This window comes from Klebsiella sp. GW_Kp182, from assembly GCF_040062275.1.
GTDB classification, from domain to species: Bacteria; Pseudomonadota; Gammaproteobacteria; order Enterobacterales; family Enterobacteriaceae; genus Klebsiella; species Klebsiella michiganensis.
Genome location: NZ_JBEAFQ010000047.1, coordinates 42992 through 59639, shown reverse-complemented (window position 1 = coordinate 59639; position 16648 = coordinate 42992). Strand labels below are relative to the sequence as shown.

The window sequence follows — 16648 nt, the reverse complement described above, 5'->3', positions numbered from 1 at the left end:
CCGGCAAAGCCCTGGAGAGAGGGGATCTCAGGGCTTGATGTTCAACGCCGCAGCCGCTTAAGCCCCCGCCGCCAGACCGTCGATAATCACCTGCATCACCCCCTGAGAACAGGGCTCGATGCGCCCGCGCACGCCGTAAACCGCCGCCAGAGCCTGCGGGGTAATCACCTCGGCCGGCGCGCCGTCCCCCAGCAGTTGTCCCTCTTTCAACATCAGCACGTGATCCGCGTGGCGCAGGGCGATATTGATGTCGTGAACCACCACCAGCGTGATGATGTTGCGCCTCTGCGTCTCCTCACGCACCAGATCCATCACGTGGAACTGATAGTTTAAATCCAGCGCGCTAAGGGGCTCATCCAGCAGCAGCAGGGCTGGCTGACGGATAAGCGATTGCGCCAGGCCGACGAGCTGCTTCTGCCCGCCGGATAGCCGGTCGAGGTAGCTCAGCGCCAGATGTTCAATGCCTAGCTGGCGCAGCAGCGACATCACCTGCGCCTGATTTTCCGGGCTGTGCGCTCCTCCGGCGGCGCGTTGAGCGACAATAATCGACTCCAGCACCCGCAAGTGCACGCCGGCGGGCAGCGTCTGCGGCAGGTAGACCACTTTTTCCGCACGCCGGGCAAAGGGGAGGGCAAGCAGATTCTCACCGTCCAGCGACAGCTCGCCCGCGGACGGCCCCAGCCCGGCCATCGCCCGCATCAGGGTGGATTTCCCGCTGCCGTTGGGGCCGAGCAGCGCGGTGATTTTACCGCGCTGCAGCCGCGGTACCGTCAGGTCGCGAATCACCTGACGTCTGGGATAACCGGCGCTGAAATGGGTCAGCGCCAGTCCGGATACAACATGGCTCATACGTGCCCCCGATGGCGCAAAATGATGCTCAGGAAAAAAGGCACCCCCACCAGCGAGGTGACGATGCCCACCGGAATCACTGCGCCGGGAATCAGGTTTTTTGCCGCAACCGAAGCCAGCGACAGGACGAGGGCGCCGATTAACGCGCTGGCCGGCAGGTAAAAGCGGTGATCTTCGCCGAAAACCAGCCTGGCGATATGCGGCGCCACCAGGCCGATAAAACCGATTGGGCCAACGAACGCCACCGAAATCGCCGACAGAACGCTGATGCGCAGCAGGGTGGTCAGGCGCAGGCGGCGCACGTTGATGCCGAAGCTGACGGCCCGGTCCTCGCCGAGGCGCAGCGCGGTCAGCTTCCACGCGCTGCGCATTGATAGCGGCATGACGACCGCCAGTATCGCAAGCAGGATCCCCACCTTTTGCCATGAGGCGCGGTCAATGCTGCCCATCGTCCAGAACACCAGCCCCTGGAGGGTATCTTCGTTGGCGACAAACTGCAGCATCGATACCAGCGCATTGAAGGTAAACACCAGCGCGATCCCGAACAGAATGACGCCGGAGGTGGCGACCTGGGTCCAGCGCGTAATGCCGTCCAGCAGCAGCGCCGCCAGCAGAGCGAAGATAAAAGCGTTGGCCGAGACAAACCACTGGCCGGGAATGCCGGGAATCCCTATCCCCAGCACGATAGCCAGCGCCGCGCCGAATGCCGCCGCCGAGGAGACGCCGAGCGTAAACGGGCTCGCCAGCGGATTGTTAAGGATGGTCTGCATTTCCGCCCCGGCGAGGCCGAGAGCCAGGCCGACGACGATCGCCATCAGCGCATAGGGCATGCGGATATCCCAGACGATCGCCCGCGTCCCGGCGCTGGCGCTGGCCGGGTCGGTAAGGGTTTGCCAAAGCGCCTGCAGCGACAGGCCGGATGGTCCCATCACGAAGTCGAGCAGCAGCGAGGCGACAATCAACAGCGTCAGCAGCAGCAGCATGATGGCGCGGCGGCGCACAATGTGACGGTAGTTTGCCATTACGTCACGGCTATCGACGCCGAACGCGACGATATCGGATTCAGGAGAGAGACTCATGGCTAATTACTCACCTTGTTGCCAGGAAAAAACAAACGGCAGATCGGGAAGGGTGGTGAAATGACGGACAATGTAGTGCCAGCTATCGTCAGGGTTGAGGTCGCTGAAGGTCTGGGGATAGATATCCTTCGCCAGATACGCCATACCGACGATATTCCACGGATGGTTGTAGAAGTGGTGGTAAATGCCGTAAGCGCGTTTTGCTTCAATCGTCGGGATGTTGCTCACGCCGGTGCGCGACAGCAGCCGCTCCGCCTGACGATTGACCTCCTGGGGATCGGCCTGTAAACCGAGCGGCAGCACCTGGCTATTCCCGCGTTTTGAACCGGTCATAATATAGGCATCCGGCTTCATGCTAATCACTTTTTCCAGCGACACAAAGCCGGAAGCGCCCGGCAGCAGCTGCGAGCCGATATTGTTCGCGCCGACGGCTTCGACCAGACCACCCCAGCCGTTGTGGCCGTGGGTAAAGCAGCAGGCATCGCTATTACCCGCCAGCGCCTCGACAAAAACGTTAGCCTTCGGCGTGATGTTCGCGGTTTTCTGGCGGATGGCGTCCAGCTGCTGACGGTAATAGTCGGTATAGGCTTTGGCGTTTTCTTCACGGTTAAGAACTTTCCCCAGGAGGTCGATACTCGGGGCGGTGTCTTTGCCGGGGTTGATTTCATAATCGACGAACAGCACGGGAATATTCAGCGCGCTGAGCTTGCTGATGACACCGCTCTCCTCCAGCGCGGGCTTCGCGCGAAGCTGGGCGATCATCAGGTCCGGCTGGCGGGAAATGACGCTCTCAAGGTCAACGTTGCCCTTATCGCTAAAGCCCATATCGAGGATCTGAGCGGATTGCGGCCACTTCTCTTGCAGCATTTTCCAGGTATTGATGTCCTGTTTTCTGGCCAGGTTATTCCATGCCACGACGCGCCTGAAGGGGTTGTCGCGGTCGAGCAGAGCCATGGCCATAATATCGCGACCATCCTGCAGGATAATGCGCTGTGGCTCATGCTGGAGCGTAATCGCGCGGCCGTCGAGATCGGTGACGGTGAGCGGATATTGCGCGGCAAAGCTACAGAGAGGAGTGGAAATCAGGGCAGTAAGGATGAACGAACCTACTGATTTTCTTGCCATAATATGCGTTCCGTTTGCTAATTTATAAATATAATGATTCTGAGAATTATTCTCGTGTAAACATAAACGGCAAGTATATCAACGGCAAATGACTTAAAATGTAACAAATTTGTTGGAATTTATTCGCGCATTCAGAAGTGGGACGCGGCAGACCAAAAGTCGATAGAAAAGTCCGAAATCAGTTTTAAGAACAATCCCTAAAGCCAGACGGTAAAATCTTGTGCCATGCTAAATGCGACTCATAACATTAAGTTCGTTAGCGAGAGAGGACATTATGAAAAAAGCAATGATTGCGTTATCTGCGATTCTGGTAGCAGCTCCTGTTTTTGCTGCAACAACGACACACGCAACCGACGATACCGTCGCGGCGGCCCATGAAGGGGCGAACACCGCGAAAGAAAAACTGCACGAGGCCCAGCACCAGGGTGAAGAGCAGCAGCTGAAAGCCAAACACGCGGCAGAAGGCAAAAGCGACAGCGTAGGCAGCGAAGTCAGCGAAGGCGCGCAGAAAACCTGGAATAAGACCAAAGAAGGTACTGAGAAGGGCTGGAACGCGACTAAAGAAGGCACCGAAAAAGGCTGGAATAAGACCAAAGAGGTCAGCAAAGAAGGCTGGGATAAAACCAAGCAGGGTGCCGAAGAGCTAAAAACCAAAGTCACTGAGTAATCTCTGGCTATTTTCTAAAAAAGGTCGCGAAAGCGGCCTTTTTTGTTATTTGGTGCGCTTTGTTCAGCGTCGGGATAATATTTTAAAAACGTTATCATGCTCTCTCCCTGGATTTTTAGCCGCACTGCGGCGGCGAATTTATAAGTCCCCGGGAGCACCGGTCGCCAGGTGAACGGGGGAATGCATCCAGCCAGGACATGCGCCTTAAAAGATGAAAGGTATAAGCCAGGAATTGTCCTGGTTATATTGTTACTCACTATTCCTCCACATTTTCCCGGTACAAAGGAAATATATCAGGAGGTGTATTATGAAAAAGATTCTTTCACTGGCGATTATTCTATCTTGTGCTTTGACTTCCGTCTCCTGGGCGGATGGCCCTGGCGGCAACAACCGCGGTCAGCAGCAGGTCTGGCAGCAAGACGCCGGCCGCGGCGGCCCGGACGGCAACCGTCAGCAGGGGCCGGGCAAGGGGCCGCAGGCCAACAATCATCAGGGTAACGACGATAACCGTGGCCCGTCGCGCGGTGATAAGGGGCCGCAGGGTAACCCTCATCAGGAGCGCCATGAGCGGGACCATTTCGCGTGGAACGGCCATGATTTTCGCAAAGGTCAGCCGGCTCCGGAACGTTATCGCGGCAATGATTACCGGATAAACGACTGGAACGATCGCGGATTACCGGCACCGCCGCACGGGCAGCACTGGTCCTATATTGACGGTAACTATGTGCTGATTGCCGCCGCGACCGGGATTATTACGTCGATCCTGATTAACGGCGCGCTGAGTCACTAACCTTTTCTGCTTTAACCTCGCAACCGCCTCCCCCGGAGGCGGTGCTGTGCACCTGTCCGCGCTACCGATTTCCGCGTCTGAGGGACGGTCGTCCGGCCAGCCTGGCGCTATCGGGCGATGCCCACCCGCTCCTGTTCTCACATCAAATCCGCTTAAAAACCGCAAAGTTGAAAATATCATCCTTGCGCCTCTTCTTTGATGTTTTATCTGCTTATTTAGGCTTTATAAATGAGTATTGTGCTTCATGGTTAATAAAAGGCAGAGAATGTAAGACGTTTCCTGGTTCAGGTGATAGTAAAACTCGTCCGCTTCGCCGTTAAATCGCTATGAATAAATCAGATGAAAACCCCGCGCGGAATAAGAAATCCTGCTTGCAATAAACCCTTAGCACGTTAAGTTATTAAAGCTTAGCACTTGATTCTATATCCCGGAGACCGGCATGACCGACTGTGTAATTCCTGAAATTAAAGCCACCGAAGATGAAATGATTGCGATCCGTCATTATTTGCACGCCCATCCGGAATTAAGCCTGGAAGAGTTTAATACCAGCGAGCTGGTGGCCGGAAAACTGACCGAGTGGGGCTATACGGTGACCCGCGGGCTGGCGAAAACCGGGGTGGTAGGAACGTTAAGCAAGGGCGATTCGCCGCGTACTATCGGCCTGCGCGCCGACATGGACGCGCTGCCGATTTTCGAAGCGACCGATCTCCCCTGGGCCAGCACCGTGGCCGGAAAAATGCACGCCTGCGGCCACGACGGCCACACCACCATTCTGCTGGCGGCGGCGAAATATATCGCCTCGCCGGCCTGCCAGTTCAACGGCACGGTACACCTGATTTTCCAGCCCGCGGAAGAAGCGATCGGCGGCGCGGATTTAATGATCAAAGACGGCCTGTTTGAGCGCTTTCCCTGCGAGCGCATCTTCGGCCTGCATAATATGCCGGGCCTGCCGGTGGGGAAAATCGGCTTTTACGCCGGGAATTTTATGGCCTCGGCGGATACGGTAAAAATCACCATTACCGGCTACGGCGGCCACGGCGCGCATCCCGAGCGCACCGTCGATCCCATTGTTACCGGCGCGGCGCTGGTGATGAATCTGCAAAGCATCGTTGCGCGTAACGTACCGCCGGGCGAAACCGCGGTGGTGAGCGTCGGCACCTTCCAGGCGGGTATCGCCTCCAACGTCATCCCTGAGAACGTGGTGATGGAGCTGAGCGTGCGGGCGATGAAGCCGGAAATTCGCGACCTGCTGATTAAGCGGATCAAGGAGCTCGCTGATTTTACCGCCAAAAGCTACGGCGCCAGCAGCGAGGTAGCGGTTTTTGACTCCTATCCGGTACTGACCAACAGCGTCGAAGAGACCGAATTCGCCAAAGCGCTGGCGCTGGACGTCTTTGGCGAGGAGGGCGTGCTGGAATCCATTTCGCCGATGAACGCCAGCGAAGATTTCGCCTTTATGCTCCAGCAGCGCCCCGGCTGCTACTTCCTGCTGGGCAATGGCGAGAAAGGCGGGAAGGGCAGCTGTATGGTGCACAACCCCGGCTATGACTTTAATGATGACATTATTTCTACCGGCGCGACGCTGTTCGCCCGGTTAGTTGAAACACACTGCCGTTGATCTCTGGAGTCCGTAAATAATGAAAAAATCTCTTCTGCTGTGGGTCGCGCTGATGGCCTCAACTTCAGCCCTGGCCGCAGAAAATAAGGAAATTCGCTTTGGCGTCGATCCGACTTTCGCGCCGTTTGAATGGAAAGATCCGCAGGGTAAGCTGGCGGGTTTTGATATTGACCTCGGCAACGCGATTTGCGCCCAGCTGCAGGCGAAGTGCGTGTGGGTGGAAAGCAACTTCGACGGCATTATTCCGGCGCTGAAGGCGCGTAAGTTCGACGCGATCCTCTCCGGCATGTATATGACCGAGAAGCGCAAAGAGCAGATCGGCTTTAGCGACAAGCTGTACAACGGCCCGGTGTTCCTCGTGGCGCGTAAAAACACCCTGGCCGGGAATACCGTCGAGCAGCTGAAGGGCAAAACCATCGGCGTAGAGCAGGGCTCGGCGCAGGAGACTTACGTTAACCAGCACTGGCGCACGGCGGGGATCAATATCGTCGCCTATCAGGGGGCGGATCGCGTGGTTCAGGATCTGGAGTCCGGGCGTATTGACGGCGCGGTGCTTTCCGGGATGATGGCCGACTACAGCTTCCTGCAGCAGCCGCAGGGTAAAGATTTTGCCTTCGTTGGCGGCCACCTGAAGGACGACAAGCTGTTCGGCGCCGGCGCGGCGATTGGCCTGCGCAAAGAGGACGATGCTCTGCGCCAGGAGATAAACGGCGCGATTGCCACTATTCTCGCCGACGGCACCTATAAAAAGTTAGCCGGGAAATATTTTAGCTTTGACGTCTATTCCGGGACATAATGTTGTTATGCATTCAGCGGGCACGGATAGCCCGCTTCAAGCTTCCTTTTCTTACTATCCCGTAATTGTCCTTTTCTGGCCCTCACGGCGTTCCGAAGGATACTGAATATAAGCGATAAGGAGTGAACGGCATGATGACACGTCCCTTGGGCAAAACCGGATTTTCCATCGCCCCGCTGGTGTTTGGCGGTAACGTTTTTGGCTGGACCATCGATGAAAAAACCAGTTTTGCCATTCTTGATGCGTTTATAGACCACGGCTTCGATGCTATCGACACGGCGGATGTCTACTCCCGCTGGGCGGATGGCAACCAGGGCGGCGAGTCTGAAACCATTATCGGCCGCTGGCTACAGGCGCGGCCAGGCATGCGCGATAAGGTAAAGCTCTTCACCAAAGTGGGTTCCGATTTAGGCCTTCCCGGTCATAAAGGGTTGAAAAAAGCCTGGATCCAGCAGGCGGTGGACGACTCCCTGCGACGCCTGAATACCGATTATATTGACCTCTATTTCGCCCACTGGCCGGACCCGGAAACGCCGGTCGCCGAAACCCTCGACGCCTTCCACGCCCTACAGCAGGCGGGGAAAATCCGCGCCATGGGCGCCTCGAACCTCGATGCGCAGCAGCTTTCAGGCGCGCTGGAGGTGTCGCGTAAAAGCGGCCTGCCGGCCTGGCAGGTGCTGCAGCCGGAATACAATCTTTATCATCGCTCGGCTTTTGAGGGCGCGCTCTGCGACCTGTGCATCAGCCGCGATATCGGCGTGGTGACCTACTACAGCCTGGCGTCCGGCTTCCTGACCGGCAAATACCGCCAGCAGTCCGACCTGGCGCAAAGCCAGCGCGGGGGCGGTATCGGCAAATATCTCAATCCTCGCGGGCTGCGTATTGTCGATACCCTGGTTGAAGTGGCGGAGCAAAGCGGCGCTAAACCTGCCGAAGTCGCGCTGGCCTGGCTGATGAGCCGCGACGGCGTGACGGCGCCCATCGCCAGCGCCACCAGCCTCGCTCAGGTGGAGAGCTTTGCTCGCGCCGCCGCGCTGAGCCTGAGCGCCGGGCAGCTGGCGCGTCTGGATACCGCCAGCGCGTAGTGATTGAGGCCGGAGCCTGTCGGGTTCCGGCCTTTTGTCTCTCCGCGTTTTGCTGCGCGCGCTTCCTCACCTTTCGCCCAAACCTCTGCGGCGAATCCCTTTCAGCGAAAAATGAAACGTTTTTCCAGACGGCAAAAGCCAGGCTTGATTACGATAAGATAATGCGTATAGTTCTCATTCTTCTTCTTGTTTGCGGTTTTATCAGGAGATAACCTGCGTACGTCGCGGGCTCACAGGGAAACGGCGAAGGCACTGGATGGGGCTCACAGGCGCAAGACCGGAAATGCGAATTTCGGCGGCGGAGTCACTATCGGATCGTTGATTTTGTTCAGGACTGATCTTATGAAACGCACTCTCCCGGCGCTGGCCGTCTCTGCCAACTTAAGCGGCTGCGCCGCACCGGCTTTCCCGCTGCGGAAAACGCTGCTGGCGTTAACCATTGGCGCAATCTCCCATTCGGCAACGGCGGCGGAAAACGTCGCCGAACGCCAGAAAAGCGAAGAAACGATGGTCGTTCAGGCCGCATCCGCCAGCGATTTTAAAGCCGGCGGCGATTTGATAGTGCCCGCCTATCTCGATGGTCAGATAGCCAACGGCGGCCGTCTAGGGATGCTCGGCGAACAAAACGCGATGGACGTTCCGTTTAGCATCATCGGCTATACCTCGAAGCTTATCGAGGATCAGCAGGCGAAAACCATCGCCGATGTGGTCAGCAACGATGCCGGGGTTCAGCCGGTGCAGGGCTACGGTAACTACGCCGAGACCTACCGCATTCGCGGCCTTAAATTTGACGGCGATGATATGACCCTGAGCGGGCTGGCGGGCGTGGTGCCGCGTCAGGTGGTGGATACCGCCATGCTTGAGCGGGTCGAAATTTTTAAAGGCGCCAACGCTCTGCTTAACGGTGCGGCCAGCTCCGGCGTCGGCGGGATGATCAACCTGGAGCCTAAGCGCGCGGAAGATACCCCGACCGCCCGCGTGGGCGTCGACTATACCTCGGATTCTCAGGTCGGCGGCACGCTGGATTTGGGCCGCCGCTTTGGCGACGACAACCAGTTCGGCGCGCGGGTGAATCTGGTGCACCGCGAAGGCGAGGCGGCGGTGGAGAGTGATAAGCGCAGAACCACGCTGGCCTCCATAGGGCTCGATTATCGCGGCGAACGGGTGCGCAGCTCGTTTGACTTTGGCTATCAGAAAAAAACCTTCCACGGTAGCCCGATGGGCATCAACATTTCGGGCGTCGATTTTATTCCGCGCCTGCCGGATAACACCCACAACTACACGCAAAAATGGGCTTACAGCGATATCGAAAATGAGTTCGGTATGCTGAGAATGGAATACGACATTGTCGATAAATGGACCGCCTACGCCGCTTTGGGGGCGCAGCATGCCCATGAAATCGGTCTCTATAGCGCCTCGAAGCTGATTGACCGGGCGGGCAACGCCACGGCGGGGCGCCTGGACACCAACCGCTATATGGATACCGCCAGCGGCATGGCCGGGATACGCGGCGAATTCGCCACCGGTTTTGTGTCGCACAAGGTCAACGTCGGCTATTCGGCGAAAACCCAGAACGACAAAACCGCGTGGCGGATGTCGAAGGCGGCGGATAATCCGCTGGTGAATATCTACGATACCCGTCCGGTTGCGCCCCCGGCGAACGCTTCATTTGGCGGCGACTATGACGATCCGCTCACCAGCGGCCGCACCCGTTCCCAGGGCTGGCTGCTGAGCGACACCCTCGGCGTGGTGGACGATACGCTGCTGTTCACCGTCGGCGCCCGTCATCAAAAAGTGGTGGTGCGCAACTACGATAAAGTCACCGGCCTGCAAAGCGATGCGTATGACGACAGCCGCTGGATGCCGACCTATGGCGTGGTCTATAAGCCGTGGCAGGTTCTCTCTTTATACGCTAACCATACCGAAGCCCTGCAGCCGGGCAGCAATGCGCCAACCTCCGCCGCTAACTATGGGGAAAGCGTCGGAATTATTCACTCAAAACAAAACGAAGTCGGGATGAAGGCGGATTTTGGCCGCATTGGCGGCTCGCTGGCGCTGTTTGAAATTAAAATGCCTTCCGCCTTCCTGGATAGCCAGAAACGCTATGGCCTTAACGGCGAGCAGCGCAATCGCGGCGTGGAATTTAACGTTTTCGGCGAACCGCTGTACGGCCTGCGCCTTAACGCCAGCGCGACCTGGCTGAAAGCCGAACTGTCGAAAACCAAGGATGGCGTCAATGATGGTAAAACGGCCATCGGCGTACCGGGCTTCTACGCGGTGCTTGGCGCAGAGTATGACATCAAACCTATCGACGGCCTGACCGCCACCGCACGCCTCAATCACTCGGGTTCGCAGTATGCCGACCAGGCGAACAGCAAGAAGATTGATAGCTTCACGACCCTGGATCTCGGCGTGCGCTATCGTCTGGCGCTTAACGAGAACCAGAATCAGATGACGGTACGCGCGGGCGTCGATAACGTGACGGATGAGAACTACTGGTCCGGCGCGGACGACAGCGGAACCTATCTGTTCCGCGGCGAACCGCGCACGTTCAAGGTTTCGGTCGGCTACGAATTTTAAGGCAAAACCGCAGGAGCGGGCAGGGCGGCTCGTTTCCTGCGGGTTGCGACCGGCCCGGCTTAGTGTTAAAAGGTGCCCCTTCATATAAACACACAGGGGATCGACGTGAAAGACGCGTCAACATCGTCGGATGCCGTAGAGGAAAGCGGCCCGACGCTTCATCGCGGTTTACAGAACCGACATATTCAACTTATCGCCCTTGGCGGCGCCATCGGTACCGGCCTGTTTCTCGGCATCGGGCCAGCGATTCAAATGGCGGGACCGGCCGTACTGCTCGGCTATGCCGTCGCCGGGATCGTTGCCTTTCTGATCATGCGCCAGCTGGGCGAAATGGTCGTCGAAGAACCGGTTTCAGGCTCCTTTGCCCACTTTGCTTATAAATACTGGGGCCCGTTCGCCGGTTTTCTTTCCGGCTGGAACTACTGGGTGATGTTCGTGCTGGTCGGGATGGCGGAGCTGACCGCCGCCGGGATCTATATGCAGTACTGGCTGCCGGATGTGCCGACGTGGATCTGGGCCGCCGCGTTCTTCATCATTATCAACGCCGTAAACCTGGTGAACGTGCGCCTGTACGGCGAAGCGGAGTTCTGGTTCGCGCTGATTAAGGTGCTGGCGATTATCGGCATGATCGGCTTTGGCCTGTGGATGCTGTTCGGCGGCCACGGCGGCAGCAAGGCGGGAATCGATAACCTGTGGAAACACGGCGGTTTCTTCGCCACCGGCTGGCACGGCCTGATCGTGTCGCTGGCGGTGATTATGTTCTCCTTCGGCGGACTGGAGCTTATCGGCATTACCGCCGCGGAAGCGCAGAACCCGGAAAAGAGCATCCCGAAAGCGGTTAACCAGGTGGTATACCGTATTCTGCTGTTTTATATCGGTTCGCTGGTGGTTCTGCTGGCGCTCTATCCGTGGGTGGAAATCAAATCCGACAGCAGCCCGTTCGTGATGATCTTTCATAATCTCGACAGCAACGTGGTGGCTTCCGCGCTGAACTTCGTGATTCTGGTAGCGTCGCTGTCGGTTTATAACAGCGGCGTTTACTCAAATAGCCGGATGCTGTTCGGTCTGTCGGTGCAGGGCAATGCGCCGAAGTTTCTCGCCCGCGTCAGCAAGCGCGGCGTGCCGGTTAACTCCCTGCTGCTCTCGGGGATTATCACCTCGCTGGTGGTGCTGCTTAACTATCTGCTGCCGCAGAAAGCCCTCGGCCTGCTGATGGCGCTGGTGGTAGCGACGCTGCTGCTGAACTGGATTATGATCTGCCTGGCGCACCTCAAGTTTCGCGCCGCCCAGCGGCGCAAGGGGCGCGAGTCGAAGTTTAAAGCGCTGCTGTCGCCCGCCGGAAACTATATCTGTATCGCCTTTCTGGGGCTGATCCTGGTGCTGATGTGCACGATTGACGGGATGCGCCTGTCGGCGATTCTGCTGCCGGTGTGGATCCTGTTCCTGTTTGTGGCCTTTAAAACCCTGCGCCGTTCGGCGTAGCGCGATCGCCCCGTCGTCCGGCGGGGCATTATCTCTTTTTATTGTGATCTTCTTCGCGCTTAGCGTATTTTGCCCGCGACCTTCTTTTTGTAATCGATTACTTTTTATTTGAGCGTATTTGTAATCGATTACTTTTTGAGGGCGGTCGAAATGGTCACAACAACCGAAGGTCGTGAAAGTCCCCGCGTAGCCCACCGTTTTCTGGTGCCGCGGCTGTCGTTAATGATGTTTATGCAGTTCTTTATCTGGGGTAGCTGGTCGGTGACGCTGGGGCTGGTGATGACCCGCTATGAGATGTCGCTGCTGATCGGCGATGCTTTCTCCGCCGGGCCGATTGCGTCTATTCTCTCGCCGTTTGTGCTGGGAATGCTGGTCGATCGCTTTTTCGCTTCGCAGAAGGTGATGGCGGTGATGCATCTGGCCGGAGCGGTTATTCTGTGGTTTGTCCCGCAGGCGCTGGTGGCGCAAAACGGCGCGCTGCTGATTGGCCTGCTGTTCGGCTACACCCTGTGCTATATGCCGACGCTGGCGCTGACCAACAACATCGCTTTCCACAGCCTGGCGAACGTCGATAAAACCTTTCCGGTGGTGCGCGTCTTCGGCACCATCGGCTGGATTATCGCCGGTATCTTCATCGGCGTCACCGGTATCTCCGATACCACCGGCATTTTTACCCTGGCGGCGCTCTGCTCGGCGGCGTTGGCCGTTTATAGCCTGACGCTACCGCACACGCCGGCGCCGGCGAAAGGGACGCCAGTCCAGTTTCGCGATCTGCTGTGCGCCGACGCTTTCGCGCTGCTGAAAACGCGCCACTTCCTGATTTTCTCCCTCTGCGCGACGCTGATTTCGATTCCGCTGGGGACCTACTACGCCTATACCGCCTCTTATCTGGCGGATGCCGGCATCGCGGACGTCAGCACCGCGATGTCGTTCGGTCAGATGTCAGAAATTTTCTTTATGCTGGTGATCCCGCTGCTGTTCCGCCGCCTCGGGGTGAAATACATGCTGCTGATCGGCATGGCGGCGTGGTTCGTGCGCTACGCCTTCTTTGCGCTGGGGGTCAGCGAAGAGGGGCGCTTCCTGCTCTATCTCGGCATCCTGCTGCACGGCGTGTGCTATGACTTTTTCTTTGTTGTGGGCTTTATCTATACCGACCGCGTGGCCGGTGAAAAAGTGAAGGGCCAGGCGCAAAGCATGATCGTGATGTTCACCTACGGTATCGGCATGCTGCTGGGGTCGCAGATCTCCGGCGCGCTGTACAACCATCTGGTGGCAGGCCAGAGCGTACCGCAGGCGTGGGTGACCTTCTGGTGGATCCCGGCGGTGGCCGCTGCGGTTATCGCGCTGATTTTCCTTTTCTCTTTCCAGTACAACGAGAAAGAGCAGCGTTAATTTTTCAGGAGGTGGTATGAAAACAATCAAAGGACCGGGCATTTTCCTGGCGCAGTTTATCGGCGCGCAGGCGCCGTTTAATACCCTGGAGGGCCTGGCGCAGTGGGCCGCCGGTTTGGGCTATCAGGCACTGCAGATCCCCTGTAACCATCCGGCGATTTTCGACGTTGAACGCGCCGCCGCGAGCCAGACCTACTGCGATGAGGTGAGCGGCATCCTGGCGGAACAGGGCCTGGCGATCGGCGAGCTGTCCACCCATCTTGAGGGGCAGCTGGTGGCCGTTCATCCGGCTTATGATACGGCCTTTGACGCGTTTGCGCCCGCCGCGCTGCGCGGTAACCCGCAGGCGCGCCAGCAGTGGGCGGTAGAGAAAGTACGCCAGGCGGCGGTGGCCTCGGCGCGTCTGGGGCTGAAGGCGCATGCCACCTTTTCCGGGGCGCTGGCGTGGCCTTATTTTTATCCGTGGCCGCCGCATAATCAGCCGCTTCTCGATGAGGCCTTCGATGAACTGGCCCGGCGCTGGCGACCGCTGCTGGACGTTTTTGACGAACAGGGCGTGGATGTCTGCTACGAAATCCATCCCGGCGAAGACCTGCATGACGGCGTGACCTTCGAGCGTTTCTTGCAGCGGGTCGATAACCATCCGCGCTGCAATATGCTCTATGACCCCAGCCACCTTCATCTTCAGCAGATGGACTACCTGGCGTATATCGATATCTATCATTCGCGAATCAAAGCGTTTCACGTCAAAGATGCCGAATTCCGCCGCGACGGGCGCAGCGGGGTCTACGGCGGCTATCAGAACTGGCAGCAGCGGGCGGGGCGTTTTCGTTCGCTGGGCGATGGGCAGATCGATTTCAAAACGATTTTCAGCAAGCTCACCGAGTATGATTTTGACGGCTGGGCGGTGCTGGAGTGGGAGTGCTGCCTGAAGGACGCGGAGGTCGGCGCGCGCGAAGGCAGCGAGTTTATCCGCCGCCATATCATCCCGGTCTCCGGGCGGGCGTTTGATGATTTCGCCGCAGGCAAGGAGGTGGAATAATGATTCAGGTCGGCATTATTGGCTCCGGATTTATCGGGCCGGCGCATCTGGAAGCGCTGCGCCGGGTGGGCGACATCGAGGTGGTGGCGCTGTGCGACGGTTCGCTGGAGATGGCGCAGCAGAAGGCGCGCCAGCTCAACGTGGCGCACGCCTACGGTAGCGTTGAGGCGCTGCTGGCGCATCCCGGGCTACAGGTGGTGCATAACTGTACGCCGAACCATCTGCATGCGCGGATTAACCGACAGATCCTCTCCGCCGGACTGCACGTCTTTTCAGAAAAGCCTCTCTGCATGACCGCGGAGGAGGCCTGTGAGCTGGTGGCGCTGGCGGAAAGCGCCGGGGTGATTCATGGCGTCAGCTTTGTTTATCGCCAGTTTGCCATGGTGCAGCAGGCGGCGGCGATGATGCGCAACGGCGATGTCGGGAGGCTGTTTGCGGTGCACGGCAGCTATTTGCAGGACTGGATGCTGCTGGAGACCGACTATAACTGGCGGGTGGATTCGGCGCAGGGCGGGGCCTCGCGGGCGATGGCCGACATTGGTTCCCACTGGTGCGATACGGTGCAGTTTATGACCGGCCGACGCATTGTGGAGGTGATGGCGGACCTCTCCATCGTCTGGCCGACGCGCCAGGCGCCCGTGGCCGGCGACGCGACGTTCAGCCAGCATCGCGATGATATCGCGTATGAAGCGCGGCCCGTCGATACCGAAGATTTGGGGTCGGTCCTGTTTCGCTTCGACGATGGCAGCAAGGGGAGCTTTATCGTTTCGCAGGTCAGCGCCGGGAGAAAAAACGGCCTGACGGTGGAGATCGGCGGCAGCCGCTGTTCGCTGGCCTGGGATCAGGAAGTGCCGCAGCGGCTGTGGATTGGCCATCGCCAGGGGCCAAACCAGCTGCTGAGCGACGATCCGAGCCTGATGCTCGGCGAGGCCGCCGCCAGCGCCCACTTCCCCGGCGGGCATAATGAAGGCTGGCCCGATGCGTTTAAAAATATGATGCTGAGCTTTTATCAGGCGGTGCGCGCCGGTGAGATGCCGCCGGCATCGTCACGGCGTTTCGCTTCGTTCTACGAGGGGGCGGACGTGATGTACATCATTGCGGCGATAGTGAAAAGCCATCAGCAGCAGCGCTGGGTGAAGGTGGAAAGGTAAGCCGAAGGCGCGGTGCGCATTTCGCGCACCCGCTGGGTTATTTCACGCCAAAATAGCCGTCGAGATACGTTCCGGCCAGTTCATTACCGAACAGCACGGCGTCTTTATTTTCCATTTCGTTATCCCATTTATCGCTGACGTTGCCGGTAAATGCGTGCTGGGTTTTTGTGCCCTCTGCCACCTGCTGCCTGATTGCGTCGGCGGTACGGCGGGCGTCGCTTTCGCTCATCCCCGACTTTCTGTCCTGCTGGCCGCGGGCATAGATGTCGGTAAAGTTCGGCAGATTTAAGCGGTAGTTTTCCTGACGGTTACTAACGAAGTTACCGCCGACGAAATCGCTGCGGTGTGAGACAAAATAGTAAGCGTGGCGTTCCGGGGAAGATTTTGAGGAGGTACAGCCGGAAAGGGCGGCAAGCGAACAGCCGAGCGCGATAAGCGCTATTTTTAGTTTCATTGATATCATCATCCATAATTATTAGAACAGGTACACCGATCATTCGGCTACAGAACAAAACGGCTAATTATGTCTGTACGGTAGCACCTGAAGACCCATGAATCCAAGGGTCTTCAGGCAGCATTTTTTAGATCTGCGCCAGCCCGCCATCAACGTAGTCTGGTGGTTGCTGACAGCCCCTCGGACCTTATCAGCGGCAATATCGACTGCGCGTATTTATCGACTGGCTGGCGGAGGCATTTCCGGCGGCGGCGAGTGGGCCACTGCCCACCGGAGCCAGAGAATGACGATTGCCGGCGAATATTATGCATCGCGTGATGATAAATTAAGTCACAAAATTGTATGCTCGCTTCGAGTAAGGGAATCAGGGCAGTGATGTTTTGCTATATATGATATAGTTAAATTATATGAGGGTTCTATTAAAATATTTAATAAAAGGTGTTAACGTTATTTTTCCGAAGGTCTGGAATTATAAATTAGTCTTTTGTTTTCTATGGTTATAGTAAATATAATAGCGGCAATAATTTTTGTTTATAGT

14 protein-coding genes are annotated in these 16648 nt (G+C 57.7%); 10 read left to right on the top strand and 4 right to left on the bottom strand.

Annotation, left to right across the window (positions count from 1 at the left end; all coding sequences use genetic code 11):
• Positions 1-57: 57 nt before the first annotated feature.
• The 3 genes from ABLU88_RS20475 to ABLU88_RS20465 are packed head-to-tail and all read right to left on the bottom strand — an operon-like array spanning position 58 to position 3053.
• Positions 58-849, bottom strand: a complete 792-nt coding sequence (locus ABLU88_RS20475) for an ABC transporter ATP-binding protein (protein ID WP_025107094.1) — start codon at positions 847-849, stop codon at positions 58-60.
• Positions 846-1928 carry an iron ABC transporter permease gene (locus ABLU88_RS20470; RefSeq protein WP_032748538.1) on the bottom strand — a complete coding sequence of 361 codons (1083 nt, stop codon included), beginning with the start codon at positions 1926-1928 and terminating at the stop codon, positions 846-848. The genes ABLU88_RS20475 and ABLU88_RS20470 overlap by 4 nt, the downstream gene beginning before the upstream one ends.
• A gap of 6 nt (positions 1929-1934) precedes the next feature.
• Positions 1935-3053 (bottom strand): ABC transporter substrate-binding protein, encoded by a 1119-nt coding sequence (locus tag ABLU88_RS20465; protein ID WP_009654147.1) that lies wholly within the window; start codon positions 3051-3053, stop codon positions 1935-1937.
• A 274-nt stretch (positions 3054-3327) separates the two neighbouring features.
• Between ABLU88_RS20465 and ABLU88_RS20460 the strand changes: the two genes are divergently transcribed.
• The 10 genes from ABLU88_RS20460 (at position 3328) to ABLU88_RS20415 (ending at position 15656) form a co-directional block, all read left to right on the top strand.
• A complete protein-coding gene (locus ABLU88_RS20460; protein WP_004130158.1) occupies positions 3328-3720 on the top strand; it encodes a hypothetical protein in 393 nt (130 codons plus the stop codon).
• A gap of 307 nt (positions 3721-4027) precedes the next feature.
• Complete coding sequence (locus ABLU88_RS20455) at positions 4028-4510, top strand: RcnB family protein (protein WP_025107092.1); 483 nt, start codon at positions 4028-4030, stop codon at positions 4508-4510.
• A gap of 439 nt (positions 4511-4949) precedes the next feature.
• Positions 4950-6128, top strand: a complete 1179-nt coding sequence (locus ABLU88_RS20450) for a M20 aminoacylase family protein (protein ID WP_004848538.1) — start codon at positions 4950-4952, stop codon at positions 6126-6128.
• A gap of 19 nt (positions 6129-6147) precedes the next feature.
• Positions 6148-6924 carry an ABC transporter substrate-binding protein gene (locus ABLU88_RS20445; RefSeq protein ID WP_004848539.1) on the top strand — a complete coding sequence of 259 codons (777 nt, stop codon included), beginning with the start codon at positions 6148-6150 and terminating at the stop codon, positions 6922-6924.
• Between the two features lie 131 nt (positions 6925-7055).
• Complete coding sequence (locus ABLU88_RS20440) at positions 7056-8009, top strand: aldo/keto reductase (protein ID WP_014228266.1); 954 nt, start codon at positions 7056-7058, stop codon at positions 8007-8009.
• Between the two features lie 342 nt (positions 8010-8351).
• On the top strand, positions 8352-10589 hold the full coding sequence (locus ABLU88_RS20435) for a TonB-dependent siderophore receptor (RefSeq protein WP_348837773.1): 2238 nt from the start codon (positions 8352-8354) through the stop codon (positions 10587-10589).
• Between the two features lie 105 nt (positions 10590-10694).
• On the top strand, positions 10695-12071 hold the full coding sequence (gene pheP / locus ABLU88_RS20430; protein WP_048261542.1) for a phenylalanine transporter: 1377 nt from the start codon (positions 10695-10697) through the stop codon (positions 12069-12071).
• A gap of 150 nt (positions 12072-12221) precedes the next feature.
• The gene (locus tag ABLU88_RS20425; RefSeq protein WP_014228269.1) at positions 12222-13463 is read left to right on the top strand and encodes an MFS transporter; all 1242 of its coding nucleotides are present in this window, start codon (positions 12222-12224) and stop codon (positions 13461-13463) included.
• A 16-nt stretch (positions 13464-13479) separates the two neighbouring features.
• Positions 13480-14505 (top strand): sugar phosphate isomerase/epimerase, encoded by a 1026-nt coding sequence (locus ABLU88_RS20420; protein WP_348837770.1) that lies wholly within the window; start codon positions 13480-13482, stop codon positions 14503-14505.
• Positions 14505-15656: a Gfo/Idh/MocA family oxidoreductase gene (locus ABLU88_RS20415; RefSeq protein WP_064358055.1), complete on the top strand. Its 1152-nt coding sequence runs from the start codon at positions 14505-14507 to the stop codon at positions 15654-15656. The genes ABLU88_RS20420 and ABLU88_RS20415 overlap by 1 nt, the downstream gene beginning before the upstream one ends.
• Before the next feature lie 37 nt (positions 15657-15693).
• Here the strand turns inward: ABLU88_RS20415 and ABLU88_RS20410 are convergent, their stop codons facing one another.
• Positions 15694-16110, bottom strand: a complete 417-nt coding sequence (locus ABLU88_RS20410) for an Exc2 family lipoprotein (RefSeq protein WP_032748557.1) — start codon at positions 16108-16110, stop codon at positions 15694-15696.
• Positions 16111-16648: the final 538 nt, after the last annotated feature.

Coding starts and splice junctions, on each gene's coding strand:
- ABLU88_RS20475 (WP_025107094.1), bottom strand. CDS start 849: ATGAGCCATGTTGTATCCGGACTGGCGCTGACCCATTTCAGCGCCGGT.
- ABLU88_RS20470 (WP_032748538.1), bottom strand. CDS start 1,928: ATGAGTCTCTCTCCTGAATCCGATATCGTCGCGTTCGGCGTCGATAGC.
- ABLU88_RS20465 (WP_009654147.1), bottom strand. CDS start 3,053: ATGGCAAGAAAATCAGTAGGTTCGTTCATCCTTACTGCCCTGATTTCC.
- ABLU88_RS20460 (WP_004130158.1), top strand. CDS start 3,328: ATGAAAAAAGCAATGATTGCGTTATCTGCGATTCTGGTAGCAGCTCCT.
- ABLU88_RS20455 (WP_025107092.1), top strand. CDS start 4,028: ATGAAAAAGATTCTTTCACTGGCGATTATTCTATCTTGTGCTTTGACT.
- ABLU88_RS20450 (WP_004848538.1), top strand. CDS start 4,950: ATGACCGACTGTGTAATTCCTGAAATTAAAGCCACCGAAGATGAAATG.
- ABLU88_RS20445 (WP_004848539.1), top strand. CDS start 6,148: ATGAAAAAATCTCTTCTGCTGTGGGTCGCGCTGATGGCCTCAACTTCA.
- ABLU88_RS20440 (WP_014228266.1), top strand. CDS start 7,056: ATGATGACACGTCCCTTGGGCAAAACCGGATTTTCCATCGCCCCGCTG.
- ABLU88_RS20435 (WP_348837773.1), top strand. CDS start 8,352: ATGAAACGCACTCTCCCGGCGCTGGCCGTCTCTGCCAACTTAAGCGGC.
- ABLU88_RS20425 (WP_014228269.1), top strand. CDS start 12,222: ATGGTCACAACAACCGAAGGTCGTGAAAGTCCCCGCGTAGCCCACCGT.
- ABLU88_RS20420 (WP_348837770.1), top strand. CDS start 13,480: ATGAAAACAATCAAAGGACCGGGCATTTTCCTGGCGCAGTTTATCGGC.
- ABLU88_RS20415 (WP_064358055.1), top strand. CDS start 14,505: ATGATTCAGGTCGGCATTATTGGCTCCGGATTTATCGGGCCGGCGCAT.
- ABLU88_RS20410 (WP_032748557.1), bottom strand. CDS start 16,110: ATGAAACTAAAAATAGCGCTTATCGCGCTCGGCTGTTCGCTTGCCGCC.